We start from the raw sequence: 19782 nt of genomic DNA on the forward strand, positions 1-19782 counted from the left end.
CCTTATCCCCACTTCGTGGGGGCCCCACCTTCCCCCTTTCCCTTTACCCCGCCAAGTTCACTTGGCGAAGATAAACCGGACATAGACCCAGCCCGGATACTGATGCCTTGATGTTCTAGTTCGCCCTTGAGGCGATCGCCTCTAATTTCTCATTTAGCTTTGTGATGAATCATCAGAGACCATTTATAAAGTAAATCTTTAGCTGGCTAGTAGACGAAATAGCATAATACGAGTCATCACGGCATATATCGTAGCTTCACTCATTTTGGGAAGACGTTCATAATCCTTACTTAAACAGTTTGACTATTTACTCAAACATCAATATTTATCTGTTCTATTTGTCGAGCAGCTTTTTCCCACATCTTAGCTGAAGTTTCATCTTGCCAATGAGTTCGCAAATATTCTGCTTTTTTGTGACATATTCGCTCTAACATCTCTAGGATTGCAGCTAATGTCAATTTATTGATTAATTCTTCTAAAGCATCCATGTATTCTTTGTGCATACGAATAACTCCTGAATGTTAGAAATATCTTCTGTTCATACCCATATTTTTGGAACGGTCAAAGTATATTACTAACCAATATTCCACCTAAGAGTGAAGTTTTGGACTCACACACAATTCAATTACACTCAATTAGACTCAGATTTCTGCTTAGTCCTTTTGAGAAAATCATCAATTCGCAGGAAGTCTAACGCTGACTTTGGTAGCATCCGATTAACTCTGCTGTTGCCAAAATATGACCCTTCATTGCTTGCAAAATTTGCTCTTTTGTTGCGCCTGGTGGCAAACCCAAGTTTTTGTCTAAAGCATAAAGTTTGAAGAAATACCGATGTGTACCACTAGGAGGACAGGGGCCACCATAACCTAATTTGCTAAAATCATTCTTTCCCTGCACTCCACCACTTGGTAAGGTTTTCGTAGCAGTAATGTGTTCTGGTAATTGCCGAACTGTAGGAGGTATATCGTAAAGTACCCAATGTACAAATGTGTGTCTGGGTGCATCTGGGTCATCGACTATTAATGCTAAACTTTGGGTTTCTTTTGGAGGTTCATCCCAGCTAAGAGTAGGCGAAATATCAGCACCATCACAGGTATATTTGGCAGGAATTTGGCTATTAGATCCAAAGACACTTTCTAATTTCATGCTTTTCCTCTCTGTTGTAAATTTACTGCTTGGGGTGGAGGCAATTTTGGTATTTTTATTACCCACAGAACTACAAGCGATCGCAGATAATTCTACTAACCCAATTATACTGAAGCTTTGAAGTAGAAAGACTCGCCTCCTAACCATTAACTTGCACCTAAGATTTTTATAAATTTTTATGACAAATAATCATCTTAATACTTGTTGCTGCTTCTAAAAAAAAGATGAATTTCAAAATTCAAATGTAAATTTGAATTTTTGGCAGCAATTCTTAACAGATGAAAAAAAATGCTGCCTAAATAATAAAGAGCGATCGCTGCTTGGATAAATAACTGAGTTAAATTCCGCCCCCAAACGCGATAAGCCCAGTCAGCTGTATGTTCAACTTCTTGAAACCCTGCCAAATTGATTAAATCTACGCTTTTCATGAATATTACTTAAGCTATTGGTAAAATTTTGATTGCCTTCTGCTGTTTTTTACTGAGAATTATCTGCATATTCTGCGATCGCTTCTCGAACCACCCGATCAAAGAAAGCTGCGCCAACTTTCAATGCTTCTTCGTCAAAGTCAAAGGAAGGACTATGCAAAGGAATGTTCTCACAACCTTGTTGACAAGCACCAAATCTGACGTAACACCCAGGAACGTGTAACAAGTAGAAAGAAAAATCTTCGGCTCCCATGCTGGGATAATCCATTGTGACTAATCCCTTGGAACCCAAAATCTCAACTACAGCCCGTTGAGCGATTTCTGTTTCTTTTCCTGTATTAATGACAGGTGGGTATCCGTGGCGAATTTCTACCTCTACTCTGGCATTGTGCAGTTCTCCCACGGCTGTGGCTATGCGCTTTAGTCCGTCAATTATGTGGTTCTGCACATCTAAGTTTGTTGTGCTAATAGTACCTTCTAAAATTGCTTCCTCAGCGATGACATTACCTGCACTACCTGCTTCTACTTTACCGATGGTAACTACTGAAGGATAGGCAGGGTTGATTTCTCGTGAAACCAGGGTTTGCACAGCCATAATTAGCAGTCCGGCAACAACTACAGCATCAACAGCTTCATGAGGTCTAGCTCCATGTCCGCCTCTTCCTTTGACACGAATAGTAAAGCCATCAGATTGGGCAGTAATTACTCCCTTGGCAACCATAATCTCTCCGACTTGGTAGTGACGGGTAACATGACCGCCAAAGATGGCATTTACGCCTTCTAAAGCACCAGCTTGGATCATGACTTTCGCGCCACCACCCTTTTCCTCAGCAGGTTGAAAGATGAAAACCACATTTCCTGGTGGCGGATTCTCTTTCAATAAAGCTACTGCGCCTAACACCATTGCCATGTGACCGTCGTGACCGCAGGCGTGCATCTTACCTGGGTGCAAAGAAGCAAAGGGCAATCCCGTATTTTCTTGTCCGGGGAGAGCATCCATATCAGCCCGCACAGCAATTGTCGGCGCTTTTTGTCCACTATTGATCAGCTTGGCAATGATGCCACTACCCACCCCACCATACGAAAAAGGAATACCTAAACGCTTAAGTTCATCTATTACGATGGATGCTGTCTTTTTTTCCTCAAATGCCAGTTCAGGATGGCGGTGTAAATATCTGCGTAAATCTACCATTCGAGGGAAGACTTTCTCAGATGTCAGGACATGAGCCATAATATATCTCCTTATTATTCTTCCAACTGCATCATTTTGGCGCTTACAGGGTCAAAATCCTCTGAAAAAACTGTGTAGCTGTCATATTTGGCTGCATTTAAGTTAGCCCCGTTCAAGTTAGCTCCTCTTAAATCTGCACCTCGGAGGTCAGCTTCACTCAAATCTGCTCCCACCAATTTATCTTTAAACAAATCTGCACCACTGAGGTTAGCTCCTCTCAGATTTGCCTTTCTTAAATAAACTCCACTGAGATTAGCACCACTCAAGTCTGCTCTACTAAGCTTGGCTGCATCCAAGTTGGCTCCGCTAAGGTCTACTCCTTCTAAATAAGTTTCTTGTAAGTCAACTTTAGATAACTCAGCTGCGCGAAAGTCTCTTTCTCCTGCTTCATACTTTCTTTTGAGTTCATGAGCGCTTTTCACTGGTTGATTAGATAAGTTTTGCATAGTAAATTCACCAGTTTTTATAAGTTAGTAGTGTTTAAAATTCTAAGTGTAACGTGGCTAATTATTTGGCTTTAATTTGATGCTAAAAGAAAAATTTGAAGAACTTGTGAGGTAGTTTTGCTTTTCTCACAACTTTCTCAAATTTGTTATCTAACCTAAAAGATATCTGGTAAGCGGCGGTCAGTTATGGCTACTATCAGTCAAATCAAAACAAGATTCCGAAATCGCGCTGAAGCAGGGCAACAACTAGCTAAAATTATCAGATACATTGATTATTGAGTTGTAATTGTTGCTATATATGTCGCAGATATCACGATTTTTCCTTCCTGATTTAGTATGGGAGGTGAGTAGAATGACCATTGCAGCCACTCAACCAAAATTGCAGGTAAAAAAGGTAATTAAGAAAAAACAGTTATCTCAACATTCAACAGATATTGGTACTCCTCAAGTTCCCCTCCGTCAACTCCCAGTAAAACAAGAGCATGAGTTGTTATGTGATTGGGAAAACGCATCTTAATTAGCACCTTGCCTGAGCAATCTCTCAATCCAGGCAAGAGACACTTGAGAAATAGGAGAACACATGATAATCCCACTACAAATCACCTTTCACAATATTCCAGCATCAGAAGCAGTAGAAGCAAAAATTCGCTCCTTAGCTGATAAACTAGAGCATTTTTATAACCGGATTACGAGCTGTCGAGTCATAGTTGATGCCCCACATCGACATCACCGTAACGGTAAACTTTACCAGGTGCGAATTGACATCACTGTGCCAACGGGGGAAATCGTTGTCAGACGTGACCCACCTGAACATCAATCTCACGAGGATATTTATGTAGCAATTCGTGATGCTTTTGATGCAGCCAAGCGCAAACTGCAAGACCACACCAGTATGCTGCGTCAGGAAACCAAGACTCACGCAGAACAGCCTCATGGACGAATTGCGTCTTTGTTCTCTGATGAAGGCTACGGTTTTATCGAAACACCTGATGGTAGCGAAGTTTATTTTCACCGCAACAGTCTATTCAATGGTGATTTTGAGCAGTTGCAGGTGGGAGATGAAGTTCGTTTTGCAGAGGAAGAAGGTGATAAAGGACTGCAAGCTAGTACTGTTAGATTGATTGGTAAGCATCACCTACAAGGTTGAGGCTGTTGATTTAAACCACTTTTTGAATAGTCTAGGGAGCATTAACCACTTCTTCACAAGTTCCTCAAATTTTCCTTTTAACCTCAAGATAGGAGGAGAGTCTTTATTTGTTAAGCTGTTTCACATAAGTGTTGACTGTTAACTGTTAGTGATTTGTGTTTTAGCTTACCCCTCTTCTGTCACTCTCCGAAAACATTTACTATTTCTAAATTCTAGAGCTTTTGTATAGCAAGCAATCGCACGCTTATTTTCTAATAACAAATACAAGACCCATTTTTTTCTAATAGGATAGCTTGTATTGACTGCCTTATCAGGCTTCTAGCGATCGCCCTCCCGGAGAGTGACAGAAGAGGGGTAAGGCTAATCGAATTGAGACATAGCTAACTTCCTACTGCAAAATAGATATTCTTAAGTATTAAGCCTGAGTATATCCCTCTTCCATCACTCTAGGCAGAGTAAAATAAAAGTAAAACGTTCAAAGGAGGGCTGGAGCTATGACACAGCCCAGAATTCCTAATGAGACAGTCACCTTTGTAGATAATTATTGTGCTGCTTACGAAAAATTCTTCCCAGAAGTAAGAAGTTACGAAGCGTTCAAGCGATTGCACTTGGGAATGACAGCAGAAATTAAGAGGAAGACGTGACCAGCAATTGCCAGAGCAGTGGGGTTAAACAATGAGCAATCGTTGCTTCATTTTTTGACAGAATCACCTTGGGAAGTAGAGGAAGTTAGAAAGCAAAGATTAGAAATAATTCTCCAAAAAATAGGAAGGAAAGAAATCATCTTAATCATTGATGAAACAGGAGATAAGAAAAAAGGGAAAAAAACAGATTATGTGGAGAGGCAGTATATAGGTAACTTAGGAAAGACAGAGAATGGAATAGTATCTGTAAATGCTTATGGAATATGGCAAGGAGTAACGTTTCCATTACTGTTTAGAATCTACAAACCTAAGAAACGGCTCAAAGGAGATGATATCTATAAGACAAAGACTCAATTAGCAGCAGAAATAATTACGGAACTCCAAGAGATAGGGTTTAAGTTTGAGTTAGTTTTAGCAGATAGTCTTTACGGGGAAAGTGACACTTTTCTGAGTGTATTGAATCAATATAAAATGCCATTTATTGTGGCAATTTCGTTGTAATCATGGTGTCTGGATGCCATCTGGGCAAGGAATTAGGTACAATAGATGGAAAAATTTTGAGCGAATCTTCTCTAATGGTAAAACTGAAGAACGCTACATGAGAGAAATTATCTTTGGGAAGCGAAGAACTTGGAAGTATTGGCAAATTACAACAGATATAACTAAGTTACCTGATAACTCTACTTGGTATATAATGACCAATTTATCAGATACACCTCCGGCGGTAATTGGCAATAATTATGGCTTGAGAACTTGGATAGAGTATGGTTTTAAACAATGTAAAAATCAGTTAGGGTGGGCAGATTTCCGCTTGACTGAGTACCATCAAATTGAACGCTGGTGGGAAATTGTCGAGAGTGTCTTTTTGATGGTTAGTTTGCAGTTTTCTGTCATGAATCAGTCAGAAAATGCAGGCAATGATTCTTCAGATAAGAATCTGTTATTCAAGTTGCGTCAACATCCTTCGTGGAATAACATTTTTAGTTGGAATCACCGACTGAATAATTTACGCTTAATCCTCCAACCATACATTTATTACTGTTTACTTAAACCTTGGATACAACTGTTTAACAATCGGTATTTACAAATTGGTTTTCAATGGCTAATTCAAATTATGAATGAGTTTATTGGTTTCATTTTTTCTTATTCACAATTGGAGGATTTATCTTTTTACTCTGCCTAGAGTGATGGAAGAGGGATATAGGAATCATATTTGATTTCTGAAAAAAACTACGAGATAATACGGAGAGATAATTTTGTCTAACAGCGAACAATAATAAATCAGTATCTACAAGCTAAAATCGCAGAATTACAAGAATTTATAGATGAGTGTCCAGATGCTTGATAGGAGACAAAATGTTCTAAAATGCTTATAGAATAGAGAGTGTAGCAATTTGTGGTAAAAGGAAAAGAGGATTCATTCTCAACAAGCTTTATTTAATAACTAAAGGGCTGGTTAGAGCATTTAACTTCTGTACTACAAAAGGAACAGTGAATTGCTGAGGCACAGCAAAATGGTGCTAGTATTCACAACAACGACGCTTAAGAACGCTCAAGTCAAACCCATGCCCGATTCAGAAGACCCAAAGCAAGTCTCCAGTAATGACTTACGCAATTCACAGTTTGGCGGTGGGTTGATTAACGCTGGCACAGTGAATGCTGGGCAAATTGGCGGCGACATCTACAACATTCACCTTGGGCAGCAGACGGCGGTATCACGTAATTCAGTTCAATCGCAGAATCAACGCCAGCGATCGCTCTCTGAAAGAGATTCACTAAAGGTAGCGATCGCCCTTAGCATCATTCCTGGAGTAAATAACTCACTTATCTAATATAAATAGAAAGGGTACGACTCTGATCACCAAAGACTTCCTTTACTGATTTAAAGTTAGAGTTCCCATTCAGGGCATTATTTATAACGTCATTAATTTTTAGGAACAGCAGCACAGGTTAATGGTTGTTGCGCCTGAGTAGGAGATTTATCTGCAATCAACTCAATTTTTCCTTGTGTATTACGTCGCCAACCTGTAGCCTGGACAAGAACTGCCTCTTTTGTGGGTATTTGAGCTATCACTTCGCCTGTTTTGCGGTATGCAGTCAGATTGCGGATATCAGACCAAGTGTGATCGCTCGTTACCTGCTGAAGGGGATTTTGCGGCACACCACCTCGTCCCGTTGCCACAAAGCGGCTGCCTTCACTATCCGCGCAGCCTGTAGCAATTTGCTGGGATGGATCGGTGACATTTGCAGGCAGTTCCACTAAACCCGAATTTGGATCGATACCGATAGTATTAACTTGAACCGTGCCACTCACCCCAAATTGGGAACTGGCGGTGATGTCACTTTCTGGAGTGAGTTGGGGACGGAATTTCAGCCCAAAGATGCCTTGGGTGGTGATTTGGATATTACCACCTCTGCCTCGTACTGCATTGGCAATAATGTCGCTGTTTTTTAAGCCGACGATGATAGGTGCATTGATGTTTATATTACCTCCATTCCCTGAACCTCCAGCTGTTGAGGTTATCTGGCTATTGTCTTGTAGAAGCAACAGGTTTTTAGCGGACAATTTAATATTGCCACCATTACCGGATTCTGTTTGTGCTTGAATAAAGCCTTGATTCTTTAATTGGATGGCATCTGCACTGATATTAATATTGCCACCATTTCCACTACCTTGACTGGTGACACTGACTGTCCCGCCATTCGTCAGCGTTAAGTTCGGTGTGGTAATGCTCAAAGTGCCGGCATTCGCCGTTAATATATCTGGCAGACCGAATCGTTTCCGCAATAAAGCATCGGGTCGGATGGTGGAGGCGTTAATGCTACTATTAGTTGCCCGACCTTGACCATTGATTGCGATCGCTTCAGTAGCATTGATGCTCAAATCTCCCCCATTACCTGCAAAAAATGAGGTGGTAGCAACTGCTCCCCCATCCAAAATTTGCAATTTGGCAGTATTCAGGGTCAAGGTTTTGGCACTTCCGGTTGCAAATGTAGTTGAGCTAATGTTGCTGTAAAGTCCAGAGGGACTTTCTCCCATCACCGTGGTGTTGGTGTTGCGAATCGTCACTTTACCGCTAGAACCACTGCCAAAGGTAGCCGAAGATAGTGAGGCACCGCTTGATACTAGTAGACTATTGCTATTGACAAAAACATCACCAGCATTCCCAGTGCCTAGTGTAGTAGTGTTGACTGTGGTGACATCAGCAGGATTATTGGGTGAAAAGCCAGACAGTTCAATGGCGGTTGCATCAATGTAAATATTGCCACTGGGAGCTTTTCCAAAAGTTGTGCTATTCAACCCCGCTCCCGACTTGATAGTGAAGTTGGGAGTAATAACGCTGATATTCCCACTAGCTCCCATACCAAAAGCATTACTACGCACTCCGCTCTGAATTGTGCCATCAGTTGTTTTGCCAATCAAATCAACCGCCTCTGTAGCCTGAAGGCGAATGTCGCCGCCGGGGAGATTGCCAAAATTTTGCGCCAGTACTAGAGAGCCATCGGTGAATTGAATTTGCCTACCCTGAATTTGAACGGAACCTGCATTCACGCCGCTGATATCTAATAGCGATCGCTGTGCCAATTGAATATCGCCAAAGCTTTGTACATTACCATATCCCAGTGTATATAGGGCTCATATCTGATTTTTGAACAATATTTCAGATAAAAACCTGAGAAAATGGGCTTTTCAGTCTCAGTATGTTTTCAGAAATCAAATCGGAGTCCTATAGCCCTGTGCGGTTGGTATCAGGTTGACCAATGCTTTTCCGCTTACACTACCCAATTCAACTCGCCCTCTTTCAGCGATCAGGTTTGCCCCATTTAAATGTATGTCGCCACCCACTAAAGCTAGGGTGTTTCCCGGCTGTACCCGCAGTTTTGTAGAATTGGGAGTCTGAATCGGGGGAAGCAGAGCCAGTCCACTGACATTCCTCAAAGTATGTCCTGTACCTTGAATGTTGATGGGTGCGGGATTGTTACCCAGTTGCAACCCAATGGGAACATTGATACTCAACAAGGGGGCAGATTCAGAATTAATTACACTAAACTCAGCGCCATCGGCAAATTTAATACTGCTGGCAGTGCTACCAATAAATGAACCCCCAATATTTAGTTGGGCATTGGCTCCAAAGATTATCCCACTAGGGTTGATCAAGAAGAGACTGACGGGGTTGTTGCCGTTAATCGTCTGAATCAAGCCATCAATGTTAGAAATATTACCGCCGGTAACACGGCTGAAGATGGTAGAAATGTTGGGCGTGTTTACTAAATCAAAAGTAGCCGAACCGCCAGTGGGAACCGAAAACTGCTGGAAACTGTGAAATAAGTTACTGTTGGCGGCACTACCATTAGTAATGGTGAAGTTATTACCGCTTTGGGAGACAGCAGTATTGAGGGTGCCATCGGGAGTTAGCTGGGCACTTACAGAGGCACACCAAAGGAACATCCCACCTGTCAGCATTATATCGATCAAACCCCAGCAAACAGAAGGTGCTTTCATCACTCACTTTCTATTAATAATATATATAGGGTTCCCTAAACGGTATTGTGTTTGAACACCATCAACAGTTTTAGTAGTCATCTTGGTGTAGCTTTGTGAAAACGAAACAATCCATGTTCAGAGTGTCTCTTTAAGATAAGCGATCGCAAACTTCATCAACACCCCATCCACACAAGCAATTCCCAATTGTGGAAACTTCGCCAGCAACTTCTTGATCGCAATCACAAGTGCCGGATTATCATTCCAACACTCTTGCAAGAACTCAAAGCCCGGATTCTCCCCTGAATTTGCTGCTCGATTCAGTTTCTCCCTTCTTACAGGTGGAATATTTGACCTCGCTACGATCGCCTCATGTGACCATTTTTCAGTGACGGGCGCGGCGGAACCTTCACCCTCATGATCTGCTTTGACTTCTATGGCACAACGAATCCTCAAGCAACACTGGCAATAAATGGGGGATTGTATGTAGGAGGAGATTCCGATCCAGGAAATAAAAACTTACTGGTTGATGGTCGCATCAAATTAGAATCAGGTGTCATCCAAAGAGGAGGCCTATCTACATCTTCTGAAATCCTATTTGGTTTTGTTCATTTCTAGCCAGTTGTAGAGCCTTAACTGAACTCTTTTGATTGCTGCATCAATTATGTAGAGCGTTTCTACAGCACTCGTTTGACAACTGGCATAGCACGGGACACCAGAAGCGGAAAGTTTTGCCACATCCCTCGTACAACTTCTTCGCTGTCCCGTTGTGTTGCTAACTCCATTGAAACTGCAACCCAAAGCCATTGGATGCCAAATTGCCAGAATTGTTCAGGGTATTCTCCCATACTCCGACTCCAGAAGCGTCAACAATTTCTCTTCCACAGCAGTAAGATAAGGTCGATTCAGCTTACCCAATAACTGCAACAGATTTTTGACTGTCTCCTCCAGTGAGTCTGAATACACCCGATTAATGCGATCGCTGATTTCTTTGATCTGCTCACATTCAGCAGGCAAGTAATCGTAAGATTTCAGGTGCTGCAACCCAACGGCGTACTCGCCATCCCAGATTTTGACAGTACAACTGAATTCGCCCACATGGTTAACGATACCCCAGCAGCTATCTTTGCCTCTTACCCCTCTCCTAAGAAACAAGGCAGGAGGCAGGAGGCAGAAGGCAGAAGGGAAGACGATTTGACTTGTTTCTTCCATCCATAACGGAAGCGAGCGCGTCCGTAAACAGCTTCTGTCACTTTCCGGGTATTCTAAATAAAAGTATTAGAAGAAAAAACCCTGGAAGGTAAGTAGGACAACGGATGTAGAATTACAAATCCTGAAACATCTGGCAAGAGATGCTCATCCAACAGTTACGATCGTAGATGAATATTTTCCTCTAATTTGTGAGAAATTACGGTAATCTGCGTTTATTCCAGAATGAGTAAAGAACACCTACAAAAGCTCCCAAAATGAGATAAGCCACCAGTGTCGGAATCACCTGCTGTTGTACATGATTCAAAATAGCGATAAACAAAGCTAAACCAAAATTGCGAGCAATACAGAAAATCGCCAAGGTAGATCGGGTATCATCATCGAATCTGCCTAAAGCGTGTCCAATTCCTAGAGAGGCAATCACCATAATTGCGATCGCTACCAGTGGTAATTCCCCAACTTTGGAAAACATTGGCAGCCCTAAGATGCACAACAAAACAACCAGCACCAAAAAGAGACTGTTAGCAATAAAAGTCAAGGGTTTAGCAATCTGTTGGGTAAATGTAGGTGCGAACTTTTGCATCAAAATACCGAGACTGACGGGTAATAACTGCACCATAATCACTTGTCGGGCAACTTCTAAAATTGCCACCTTTTGTGAAATACTCGCAAATAAGGTGGCGAAAATTGCCAAGGTAATGGGAGTAACAAAAACCGCCAGTATTGCCAGAGTTAGCTGAAGACTTGCTGAGTAGTGGAAGCTGCCTCCAGCCTGTTGCGATCGCTTTGTGGTCAGAGGCGCACCCGGAGAAGCTGCAAGTATTGCCAATCCGATCATCACTGGCGATGGTAAGTTAAACAGTTTCAAAAGGAGAATAACTACTAGAGGAACCAGCACAACAACCGCTAAAAGCGCACGGAATACTAAGGCAGGTTTTCGCCAGAAGGAGCGCATCTTTTCAAAAGAGAGGTTGCACCCTATAGCTAACATCAGAGAAAAAATAGTGACTTTAACGAGAACCAGTAATAAGGGATGGTGCATGGCTCCACTGATAGATAGCGTAGCGTTAGCGAGTCCGCGTTCGCTTTTAACGTCTCGTAGAGAGCGTCTTGCAATTTTTAATTAATAATTTTTAATTTTTAATTGGAGCGTACCCCTATGGGGAAGCAAGCTACGCGCAGCGTCTCCAAGAGTTGCGACTTGACTCTCTACTGTCGTGCCATAATGGTACGCATTTCAGCTTCCTTATCTTGAATCAAATCTCCACTAACATCCACTATCACACTATAAATCTTGCCCGTAAACTTGAAGGGCGGTTCATAATCGGGTGTTACAGGCGCACCAGGGGCAATTCCACAAGTCACACCACTGGTTAGACCTAGTGCTAAGGGAGTAGTTACAGGGACATCGGCTTGCCCAACTAATTTCCCATCGATATAAAGTTCGGCGCGACCTGGCGTTCCTTTCCCCTTGGCTAAATCTGGTTGACCCGTGACTTTAAACTCAAAGCGCAACTGGTGACGATCTTCCGGCACAGATAACCCAGACTCGACATGATAGAGCGATCGCGCTACATAATTATGAACCCAGTGCAGTTTGCCATCTTTGACATAGAAGGAGTAGCCACTATCATTACCCCCATGAGCAAGTAATATTCCTTCTGCGCCACCTGTGGGAATTTCCACATCAGCCGTAATACTGTGAGAACGATTGAGCAACTTGACGGCACAATTGGCTGGGATTGCCTGAGTATCAGGATAGTAAGTATAGCGGCTACGATTGACGACAATCTGAGGACGTTCTTCGGCAAATCGTTGTACGCCTCTGCCATCCACAGGCAACACATTGTATTTACCCGCCTCTACGTACCAAGTGGCAATCATTTCAATTAATTTAGGGCGATTATCAGCCGCAATATTGTGATTTTCCGCAAAATCTGAAGCGACGTGATACAGTTCCCAATGGTGGGTATCCAAGTCCGTCAGAGTTTCCGCCGAAATCGCCTCACCAAAAAACTGCCCTGCTTCTGTAAATGAGGGGCCAGGCCAAGGACAAACCGCCCGCCAACCATCATAGTAAAGAGAACGATGTCCCATCATCTCGAAATATTGGGTCAGGTGCTTAGTAGGTACGGTACTATGATTAAAAGTATGGGCAAAACTGACACCTTCAATGGGAGATTGAGTAACACCCTTAATCGTTGTTGGTGGTTCAATTTCCAGTAATTCCAGCACAGTCGGTACTAGGTCAATAGCATGAGCGTACTGAGTACGGATTTCACCTTTTGCCTCAATGCCTTGATTCCAATGGACTATCAAGGGATCGCTGATTCCACCCCGATAAGTTTCCCGTTTCCAACGACGGAAAGGCGTATTTCCTGCCCAAGTCCAACCCCAAGCATAATGGTTGAAAGTTTCTGGACTGCCTAGCTTATCTAGTGCCTTGAGATTTTCCTCTAGGGATTCTGGCACATTGTTAAAAAAGAGGTTCTCATTAACTGAACCAGTTGGCCCCCCTTCAGAACTGGCCCCATTGTCCGAAATCACCATAATTACAGTATTCTCGAACTCACCAATAGATTTCAGAAAATCGAGTAAGCGACCGATATGGTGGTCAGTGTGGGTTAAAAAGCCAGCATATACTTCCATCATCCGGGCATAAAGCCGTTTTTCTGCGGCTGAGAGGGAATCCCAGTGCGGGACATCGGGATCATGGCGGGAAAGTTCGGCATCTGCGGGGACAATCCCCATTTCCTGCTGACGGGCAAAAACCTTTTCCCTGTAAGCTTCCCAGCCATCATCAAACTGTCCGGCGTAGGCATCAGCCCATTCTTTCGGCACATGATGGGGGGCGTGCATCGCACCAGGACAGAAATACATGAAAAAAGGTTTATTGGGGGCAACCTGCTTGGCATCAGCGATAAAGCTAATTGCCTTGTCTGCCAAGTCTGCGGTCAAATGGTAGCCTTCTGCGGGGGTCTTTTCTGGCTTAACGGTGTGGTTGTCATAAACCAAATCTGGATAATACTGGTGGGTTTCTCCGCCTAGAAAACCATAAAAACGTTCAAAACCGCGACCAAGAGGCCAGCGATCATAGGGGCCGGCCGCAGATATCTGGTCTGCGGGCGTTAAATGCCATTTCCCGATCGCATAAGTGTTATAACCCTTCTGTAATAATATCTCCGAGAGAAACCCATTCTCAAAAGGAATATTCCCATTACCACCGGGATAACCCGTAGAACCTTCTGTAATGCAGGACATGGCATTAGAATGGTGATTGCGCCCAGTCAGAAGACAAGAACGGGTGGGTGAACACAACGCCGTTGTATGTAAATTGTTGTAGCGTAAGCCATTGGCGGCTAGTGCGTCTAGGTTGGGTGTTTTGATGGGACTTCCGTAACATCCAAATTGCCCAAAGCCTGTATCATCGAAAACGATAAATAGGACGTTTGGTGTTCCTTCTTTAGATCGCAACGGTTCTGGCCAAGCTGGACTGGATTTATCAACTGTCCGACCGATGACACCGGGGAAAGTATTTCCGGGTTTATATTCACGCAGAGACATAAATCTGACCTCTTGAGAATATGTAATTTTTAACAAAAACCCCAAAATTCTATATCCTCTTTAGGACTGGTTAATTTATAAATTCATTGCCCGAATTATCACACCCATAAAACTAACTAAGCCAATTACGAGTAAAGCCACTCCGATAATTTCTGCACTGTGAGAGGTTTCGTAGGTATAGCGATTATTTTGGATTTGTTTAAGTAACCGACGGCTGTACAGAGTGAATCTGCTTCGTTGTTGGCTGAAAATCAGGACTGTGGTGTTGAGCCGAGAGACTATCATGTTCGCGTAGCATCTCGTAGAGATGGTACTTGTTCCGCCACGCCCATTGCCGTAAATGAATTTTCTTCAAGTTCGGCGATGTGTAGTGACAAGCCGTTTCACGTCTACGCTAATCAAACACATGGTCAAGTAAAACAGGGTTATTCTGCTGTGTTGGTCTTGGAGTGAAAGCGGATCACGAGGGCAAAGGTTCCGCCGCGTCCGTGCCAAATGCTGAAAAGTGGTCACATAAGGCTATAGTTGCAAGCGTATGCAGAAACTCAAAGTTGCGGCGAATTCGGGGGAGAATCCGGGGTTTGACTTCTTGCAAGAGTGCTGGGATGATGATCCCGCGAAAGCAGATTGTGATCAAGAAATTGCTGGCGAAGTATCCGCAGTGGGGGATTGCTTGTGTTGATGGGGTGCTGGTTGATTGGGAGGGATAGCCAAGAACCCTCATACTATACTCGACATAATACCCTGGCAAACAATATTAAGCAGATTAAAGAATTGATGCTGTTAAGCAACAGGTGCTACCTTTACGTAACACTTCTTATCTCTAATTCAAAATATAAATGTTTACTTTACACCTCTTTTGGGAAACCTTTATTTAGTAGAGAATTAAGTTAAAACTAGCTTTTTCAGTAAAAACTAGTAGACAGTTATGGCCTCTACTATTAAGTTGATTACGTATTTACTCGTAAATTAAACAGGCTTCATAGGAGCTGATATTCAACGGTTTTTAGCTCGATAATATCCTATTAAGACGGTTATTAAATTTATGAAAAATGCATCAACTTATTTTACCTTTAACAAAAAAGATTTATACCTAAATATCTGATGAAATTAGTAGAATCTGGGTACAAACAATCTGAAGAAAAATACTCTCGATTTTTCTCACTTTCTATAGATTTATTGTGTATTGCTAACTTTGACGGTTATTTTAAGTATTTAAACCCAAAATGGACACAAACATTAGGTTGGTCAGATGAAGAACTTATTAGCAAACCCTTTATCGAATTTGTTCACTCTGAAGACCGTGAATCCACTATCATCGCAGCCAAAAAAATTACACAATCTGTAGATGCAATCAGCTTTGAAAATCGGTATCTTTGTCGGGATGGTTCTTACAAATGGCTGTCGTGGAATGCGACTGGCTTCAGTGAAGAAAACTTGATTTATGCAGTAGCTCGTGACATTACTCTTAATAAACAGAAAGAGATAGAGTTACAAAAGTCTATCCAAGAGCTAGAAGCTTTTAAATTTGCCTTAAATGCCCATTCACTGGTAGCTATTACTGATAATACCGGAAGAATAACTTATGTTAATAACCAATTTTGTGAAATTTCTAAATATTCTAGAGAAGAACTTTTAGGGCAAGATCATCGTATTATCAATTCTGGACATCATACAAAAGAATTTTTTGCAAATTTATGGAAAACTATTGCTAAAGGAAAAATATGGAAAGGAGAAATTAAAAATAAAGCCAAGGATGGCAGTTTTTATTGGGTAGATACTTTGATCGCCCCAATGTTGAACCCAAATGAAAAACCCTATCAATATGTGTCTATTCGTACAGATATTACACAGCGTAAGCTTTCAGAGTTAGCTTTATTGGAGCGATCGCGCTTGTCAGTTTTGAGTGCAGAAGTCAGTTTAGCCTTATCTCAAAGTGGTACACTTCCAGAAATTCTGCAAAACTGTACAAATGCTATTTGCCAACATCTTGATATCGCCTTTGTTTGTATCTGGACATTTGAAAGACAGACAAATCAGCTACAATTGCAGGCTGGTGTTCATTGTACAGATGTTGCTTGTAGTGCTTTGAGCGATACCCAAGATTTCCCAAATCACATGGTTTTAGCTAATAACATCATTGGCTTAATGAATCAAAACCACCAAGCTATTTTTAATGGAGAACTATCAATTAATAACTCAGAAAATCTTCTTGATTCTACATTTTCAATTGTTCGATTTTCTGCTTATCCCCTGATAGTAGAGCAGCAGGTAATCGGTATAATAGCTTTATTCAGCAAGCAGTTATTTACTGAACCAACTCATAATTTATTAAATTGGATCGCCAACAATATTGCTGTGGCTATTGACCGCATCTTGGCACGAGAAGAACTCCTCAGCCGGCGGGAAGCCTTATTACTGCGTCTAGCTAGTCAAATCCGCAGTTCTCTTAACCTAGATATGATCCTAGAAACTGCTGTTAATGAAATTCGTAGCTTATTACAAATTGATCGTTGCTACTTTCTTTGTTACTTACCGCACCCATCTCAACCAAGCCTGACTATTACCTATGAAGCACGAAATCTTAACTTACCAACGATGTTAGGCAGTCTTCCACTGCAAAAAAATACTTTTTTAACAAAAATACTTCTCTCTCAAGAGCTAATTTGTATCGACAATACTAATAGCAATTCACATCTTGATTATGATATACAAGAACTTTTAATTGAGTTTGGCATTACATCTCAACTACTGCTACCAGTTAAAAGTAATTCCGGAGAGATTGGGGCAATTGTGTGTAGTCATTGCAGTGGCGATCGCATTTGGACTAATAGTGAAATTAGCCTGCTACAAGCTGTTTGCGATCAACTAGCGATCGCCATCGATCATGCACAGCTTTATACCCAAAGTCGCTCTGCTACTTTAGCTGCTCAAACTCAAGCCACAAAGCTCACCGAAACCTTGCATAAATTGCAGCAAACTCAATCTCAACTGATCCAGAATGAAAAAATGTCCAGCTTAGGACAATTAGTAGCTGGAGTTGCCCATGAAATTAACAATCCAGTTAACTTTATTCACGGCAACTTAACCTATGCTAACGAATACTTTAAAGAGATGTTAACTCTATTGCACCTTTATCAGCAATACTATCCCAACCCCCAGGCAGAAATTCACGATTTTGCTGAAAAAATTGATTTAGGATTTATTACCGATGACCTTTCCAAACTCCTGTATTCAATGAATATGGGTACTAATCGTATCCGTGAAATTGTTCTAGGATTGCGGAATTTTTCTCGCCACGATGAAGCAGATAAAAAACTAGTTGACATTCATGAAGGAATTGAAAATACACTATTAATTTTGCATCATCGCTGGAAAAATAATGGTATTGGATTGGATATATCTATTGTTAAAGAGTATGGAAACTTACCCTTGGTTGATTGCTATCCTGGGCAGCTTAATCAAGTATTTATGAATGTTTTGACTAATGCAATCGATGCTTTAGAAGAATCAATGAGCAATTTAAACAAAACTGATAAACAACCGCAAATTATAATTAGGACTGAAATTTTAGATAATAAACTTGTTGTAATTCGAATTGCTGATAACGGATTAGGGATGGAGGAAGACGTTAGAAAACGGTTATTTGATCCCTTTTTCACAACAAAACAGGTGGGTAAGGGAACAGGGCTAGGACTGTCAATTAGCTACCAAATTGTAGTAGAAAAACATGGTGGAATTTTGAATTGCTTATCAGAACCAGGAAAAGGCACAGAATTTTGGATTGAAATTCCAATTTAAACAGAATTGAATAAGCCCATCAGAAAAATTCTGGCAACTTTACTTTCATTGTTTTAGACTTCGAACCTCTAAAAATGCGATAGCGATTAAACACCAAGGCATCAGTTCCACAAACCTGGTGTAACTCACCAAGTTGGGAAATGCTCCACGCCAGCTTTGTAACACATGCAATGTATAAAACTCCTTGAAAGTCTTATAACCACTACCATGAAATGCAATGGCTATTGTCATCACCTCTGATAAATGCATCCTTGATTTACTGCGCCGTTCTCCCGTTTTTGATGGTAGCTGTGGTACTTGCTGCCACAAGCTTTCCCATTGGTTGCAAAAATCATCCATATCAGAGAAAATTTGTACGATATCGAGGCGAGATACAATGGTAGACTAAGCCCTGACCCTCATTTTTCTTAGATATTTTTAGTCTCGGCGTTCTTTTTTTGCATTATCGCTAGAAAGTGTTCAAGAAAGACACTCATTTCCGATTTTGATAGAACAGGTGATCAAGAGCGATGTAGAAAAAAATAGCCCATCACCAAATCCAGAAGTATAAGCCCAAGATAAACGTAAACGTGGACGACCAAAAGGGAGTAAGAACAAAAACAAAACAGAAGTAATTCTAACATCTGAATTACTAAGAATTAAAAAAAGATTAATGAGTTAGTCAAGTTAGTAGCTAACTTTATCCCCTTGATCTACTTAGTTTTAGAGTGTCATTTAGGGAACAATAATGCCTTGCAGATAGCTGGCCAGGTTAACTTGCATATCATTTCTAAACTTCGCTGCGATTTGGCACTATATATACCTTATCAAAACCCTGATCCCAATTGTCGCTCTCGCCGTAAATACGGTGAGAAGATTGACTATTGTAATATATCTGACAAATATTTGTGTAAAAGTAGGATTGACGAGGATATCAAAACGGATATTTATCAAGCTACTTTACTCCACAAGGAATTTGCTCAAGCACTGAATATAGTTATTTTAGTCAAAACCAATATTAAAACTAATGCTTGTAGTCATGTAATTCTATTTTCTAGTGACCTATATTTTTCCTACAAACAGATAATCGATTATTACAAGCTTCGTTTTCAAATTGAGTTTAACTTGCGAGATGCCAACAGTTTTGTGGATTAGAAGATTTTATGAATTTAAGCCAAACTGCCGTGACTAATGCTGCTAACGCGAGCATTCTTTATGGTCAATTTATCTCATCATCTTCTATCTGATTTTCGTCAACAGAATCCCGACTCCGGCATTATTGATCTTAAGGCTTACTACCGTGATTTTCGATATGTTCATGAAATGTTAAAAATCCTTACCGAAATCCCTGAGCCTATTTTATTAACTCAGATTTTTGCCAAACTTACTTCTTTAGGACGCATTCATCCCATTTCTACAGGCGTTGAACCCTCGTAAATTGGCAACAGTATTGTTTAACTGGAATTTTTTCATAGTATTACATGATAACAATAATTATTCTCGTAATGAGAATTGCTGCACTATCTAGGCGATTCTGTAGCTTGTTACACATAACTAATAATTAGTAATTATTGCTAATTAACTATTTTAAATATTTTTACTGTCACTTAAATGTCTTAACTGTCTTAACTGTCCACTTAAATGTCTTAACTGTCTTAACTGTCCACTTAAATGTCTTAACTGTCTTAATTATCCACTTAATTA

Annotated in this window: 18 protein-coding genes and 4 pseudogenes; 8 read left to right on the forward strand and 14 right to left on the reverse strand. The window is 41.1% G+C overall.

The features are described from left to right. Positions 1-198: 198 nt before the first annotated feature. The 3 genes and pseudogenes from G1O98_RS27835 to G1O98_RS27845 form a co-directional block, all read right to left on the reverse strand. Positions 199-294 (reverse strand): annotated as a pseudogene (locus tag G1O98_RS27835) (IS5/IS1182 family transposase); the annotation flags it as partial. 17 nt (positions 295-311) lie between these two features. Then, positions 312-503: a hypothetical protein gene (locus G1O98_RS27840; RefSeq protein ID WP_163934875.1), complete on the reverse strand. Its 192-nt coding sequence runs from the start codon at positions 501-503 to the stop codon at positions 312-314. Positions 504-690: 187 nt separating this feature from the next. Then, positions 691-1146 (reverse strand): YbhB/YbcL family Raf kinase inhibitor-like protein, encoded by a 456-nt coding sequence (locus G1O98_RS27845; protein ID WP_243458554.1) that lies wholly within the window; start codon positions 1144-1146, stop codon positions 691-693. On the opposite strand from G1O98_RS27845, the gene G1O98_RS40890 reads away from it, so the two are divergent. Further along, positions 1145-1267, forward strand: coding sequence for a hypothetical protein (locus G1O98_RS40890; protein WP_275941806.1), 123 nt, complete (start codon positions 1145-1147; stop codon positions 1265-1267). The genes G1O98_RS27845 and G1O98_RS40890 overlap by 2 nt on opposite strands. 73 nt (positions 1268-1340) lie before the next feature. Here the strand turns inward: G1O98_RS40890 and G1O98_RS27850 are convergent, their stop codons facing one another. From G1O98_RS27850 to G1O98_RS27860, 3 genes are read right to left on the reverse strand one after another with little or no spacing between them, the layout of a single operon-like run. Next, the gene (locus G1O98_RS27850) at positions 1341-1574 is read right to left on the reverse strand and encodes an archease (protein WP_163934881.1); all 234 of its coding nucleotides are present in this window, start codon (positions 1572-1574) and stop codon (positions 1341-1343) included. Between the two features lie 49 nt (positions 1575-1623). Continuing rightward, the gene (locus G1O98_RS27855) at positions 1624-2805 is read right to left on the reverse strand and encodes a M20 family metallopeptidase (protein WP_163934884.1); all 1182 of its coding nucleotides are present in this window, start codon (positions 2803-2805) and stop codon (positions 1624-1626) included. Between the two features lie 14 nt (positions 2806-2819). Beyond that, positions 2820-3251, reverse strand: coding sequence for a pentapeptide repeat-containing protein (locus tag G1O98_RS27860; protein WP_163934887.1), 432 nt, complete (start codon positions 3249-3251; stop codon positions 2820-2822). A 352-nt stretch (positions 3252-3603) separates the two neighbouring features. Between G1O98_RS27860 and G1O98_RS38820 the strand changes: the two genes are divergently transcribed. From G1O98_RS38820 to G1O98_RS27875, 4 genes and pseudogenes are all read left to right on the forward strand, one after another. Continuing rightward, a complete protein-coding gene (locus G1O98_RS38820; RefSeq protein ID WP_167306224.1) occupies positions 3604-3768 on the forward strand; it encodes a hypothetical protein in 165 nt (54 codons plus the stop codon). A gap of 63 nt (positions 3769-3831) precedes the next feature. Further along, complete coding sequence (locus tag G1O98_RS27865; RefSeq protein WP_163934890.1) at positions 3832-4398, forward strand: HPF/RaiA family ribosome-associated protein; 567 nt, start codon at positions 3832-3834, stop codon at positions 4396-4398. Between the two features lie 494 nt (positions 4399-4892). Further along, positions 4893-6225 (forward strand): annotated as a pseudogene (locus G1O98_RS27870) (IS701 family transposase). Between the two features lie 331 nt (positions 6226-6556). Then, positions 6557-6874 carry a hypothetical protein gene (locus G1O98_RS27875; RefSeq protein WP_163934865.1) on the forward strand — a complete coding sequence of 106 codons (318 nt, stop codon included), beginning with the start codon at positions 6557-6559 and terminating at the stop codon, positions 6872-6874. A 92-nt stretch (positions 6875-6966) separates the two neighbouring features. Here the strand turns inward: G1O98_RS27875 and G1O98_RS27880 are convergent. The 7 genes and pseudogenes from G1O98_RS27880 to G1O98_RS27910 all read right to left on the reverse strand — a co-directional run bounded on the left by G1O98_RS27880 (position 6967) and on the right by G1O98_RS27910 (position 14583). After that, positions 6967-9507: pseudogene (locus G1O98_RS27880) on the reverse strand (S-layer family protein). Positions 9508-9663: 156 nt separating this feature from the next. Then, positions 9664-9981, reverse strand: a complete 318-nt coding sequence (locus G1O98_RS40220) for a hypothetical protein (RefSeq protein WP_243458555.1) — start codon at positions 9979-9981, stop codon at positions 9664-9666. Between the two features lie 221 nt (positions 9982-10202). After that, complete coding sequence (locus G1O98_RS27890; RefSeq protein WP_163934892.1) at positions 10203-10373, reverse strand: hypothetical protein; 171 nt, start codon at positions 10371-10373, stop codon at positions 10203-10205. Next, positions 10357-10737 (reverse strand): hypothetical protein, encoded by a 381-nt coding sequence (locus G1O98_RS27895; protein ID WP_243458556.1) that lies wholly within the window; start codon positions 10735-10737, stop codon positions 10357-10359. The genes G1O98_RS27890 and G1O98_RS27895 overlap by 17 nt, the downstream gene beginning before the upstream one ends. 196 nt (positions 10738-10933) lie before the next feature. After that, positions 10934-11776, reverse strand: a complete 843-nt coding sequence (locus G1O98_RS27900; RefSeq protein WP_163934894.1) for a bile acid:sodium symporter — start codon at positions 11774-11776, stop codon at positions 10934-10936. A gap of 167 nt (positions 11777-11943) precedes the next feature. Then, complete coding sequence (locus G1O98_RS27905) at positions 11944-14298, reverse strand: arylsulfatase (protein WP_163934897.1); 2355 nt, start codon at positions 14296-14298, stop codon at positions 11944-11946. 75 nt (positions 14299-14373) lie between these two features. Further along, entirely contained in the window at positions 14374-14583 is a 210-nt protein-coding gene (locus G1O98_RS27910; protein ID WP_163934869.1) for a hypothetical protein, read from the reverse strand. Positions 14584-14747: 164 nt separating this feature from the next. On the opposite strand from G1O98_RS27910, the gene G1O98_RS40225 reads away from it, so the two are divergent. Together G1O98_RS40225 and G1O98_RS27920 are read left to right on the forward strand one after the other, a co-directional pair. After that, on the forward strand, positions 14748-15008 hold the full coding sequence (locus tag G1O98_RS40225) for a hypothetical protein (protein ID WP_163934873.1): 261 nt from the start codon (positions 14748-14750) through the stop codon (positions 15006-15008). Between the two features lie 394 nt (positions 15009-15402). Beyond that, a complete protein-coding gene (locus G1O98_RS27920) occupies positions 15403-18099 on the forward strand; it encodes a PAS domain S-box protein (RefSeq protein WP_163934901.1) in 2697 nt (898 codons plus the stop codon). A gap of 45 nt (positions 18100-18144) precedes the next feature. Here G1O98_RS27920 and G1O98_RS40230 read toward each other — a convergent pair whose 3' ends face one another. Next, positions 18145-18438, reverse strand: a complete 294-nt coding sequence (locus G1O98_RS40230) for a hypothetical protein (protein ID WP_243458557.1) — start codon at positions 18436-18438, stop codon at positions 18145-18147. Positions 18439-18529: 91 nt separating this feature from the next. Here G1O98_RS40230 and G1O98_RS27930 point away from each other — a divergent pair. Further along, positions 18530-19515, forward strand: a pseudogene (locus G1O98_RS27930) (transposase); the annotation flags it as partial. Positions 19516-19782: the final 267 nt, after the last annotated feature.

The sequence above is a fragment of the Nostoc sp. UIC 10630 genome, from assembly GCF_010747425.1.
In the GTDB taxonomy this organism is placed as follows: domain Bacteria; phylum Cyanobacteriota; class Cyanobacteriia; order Cyanobacteriales; family Nostocaceae; genus Nostoc.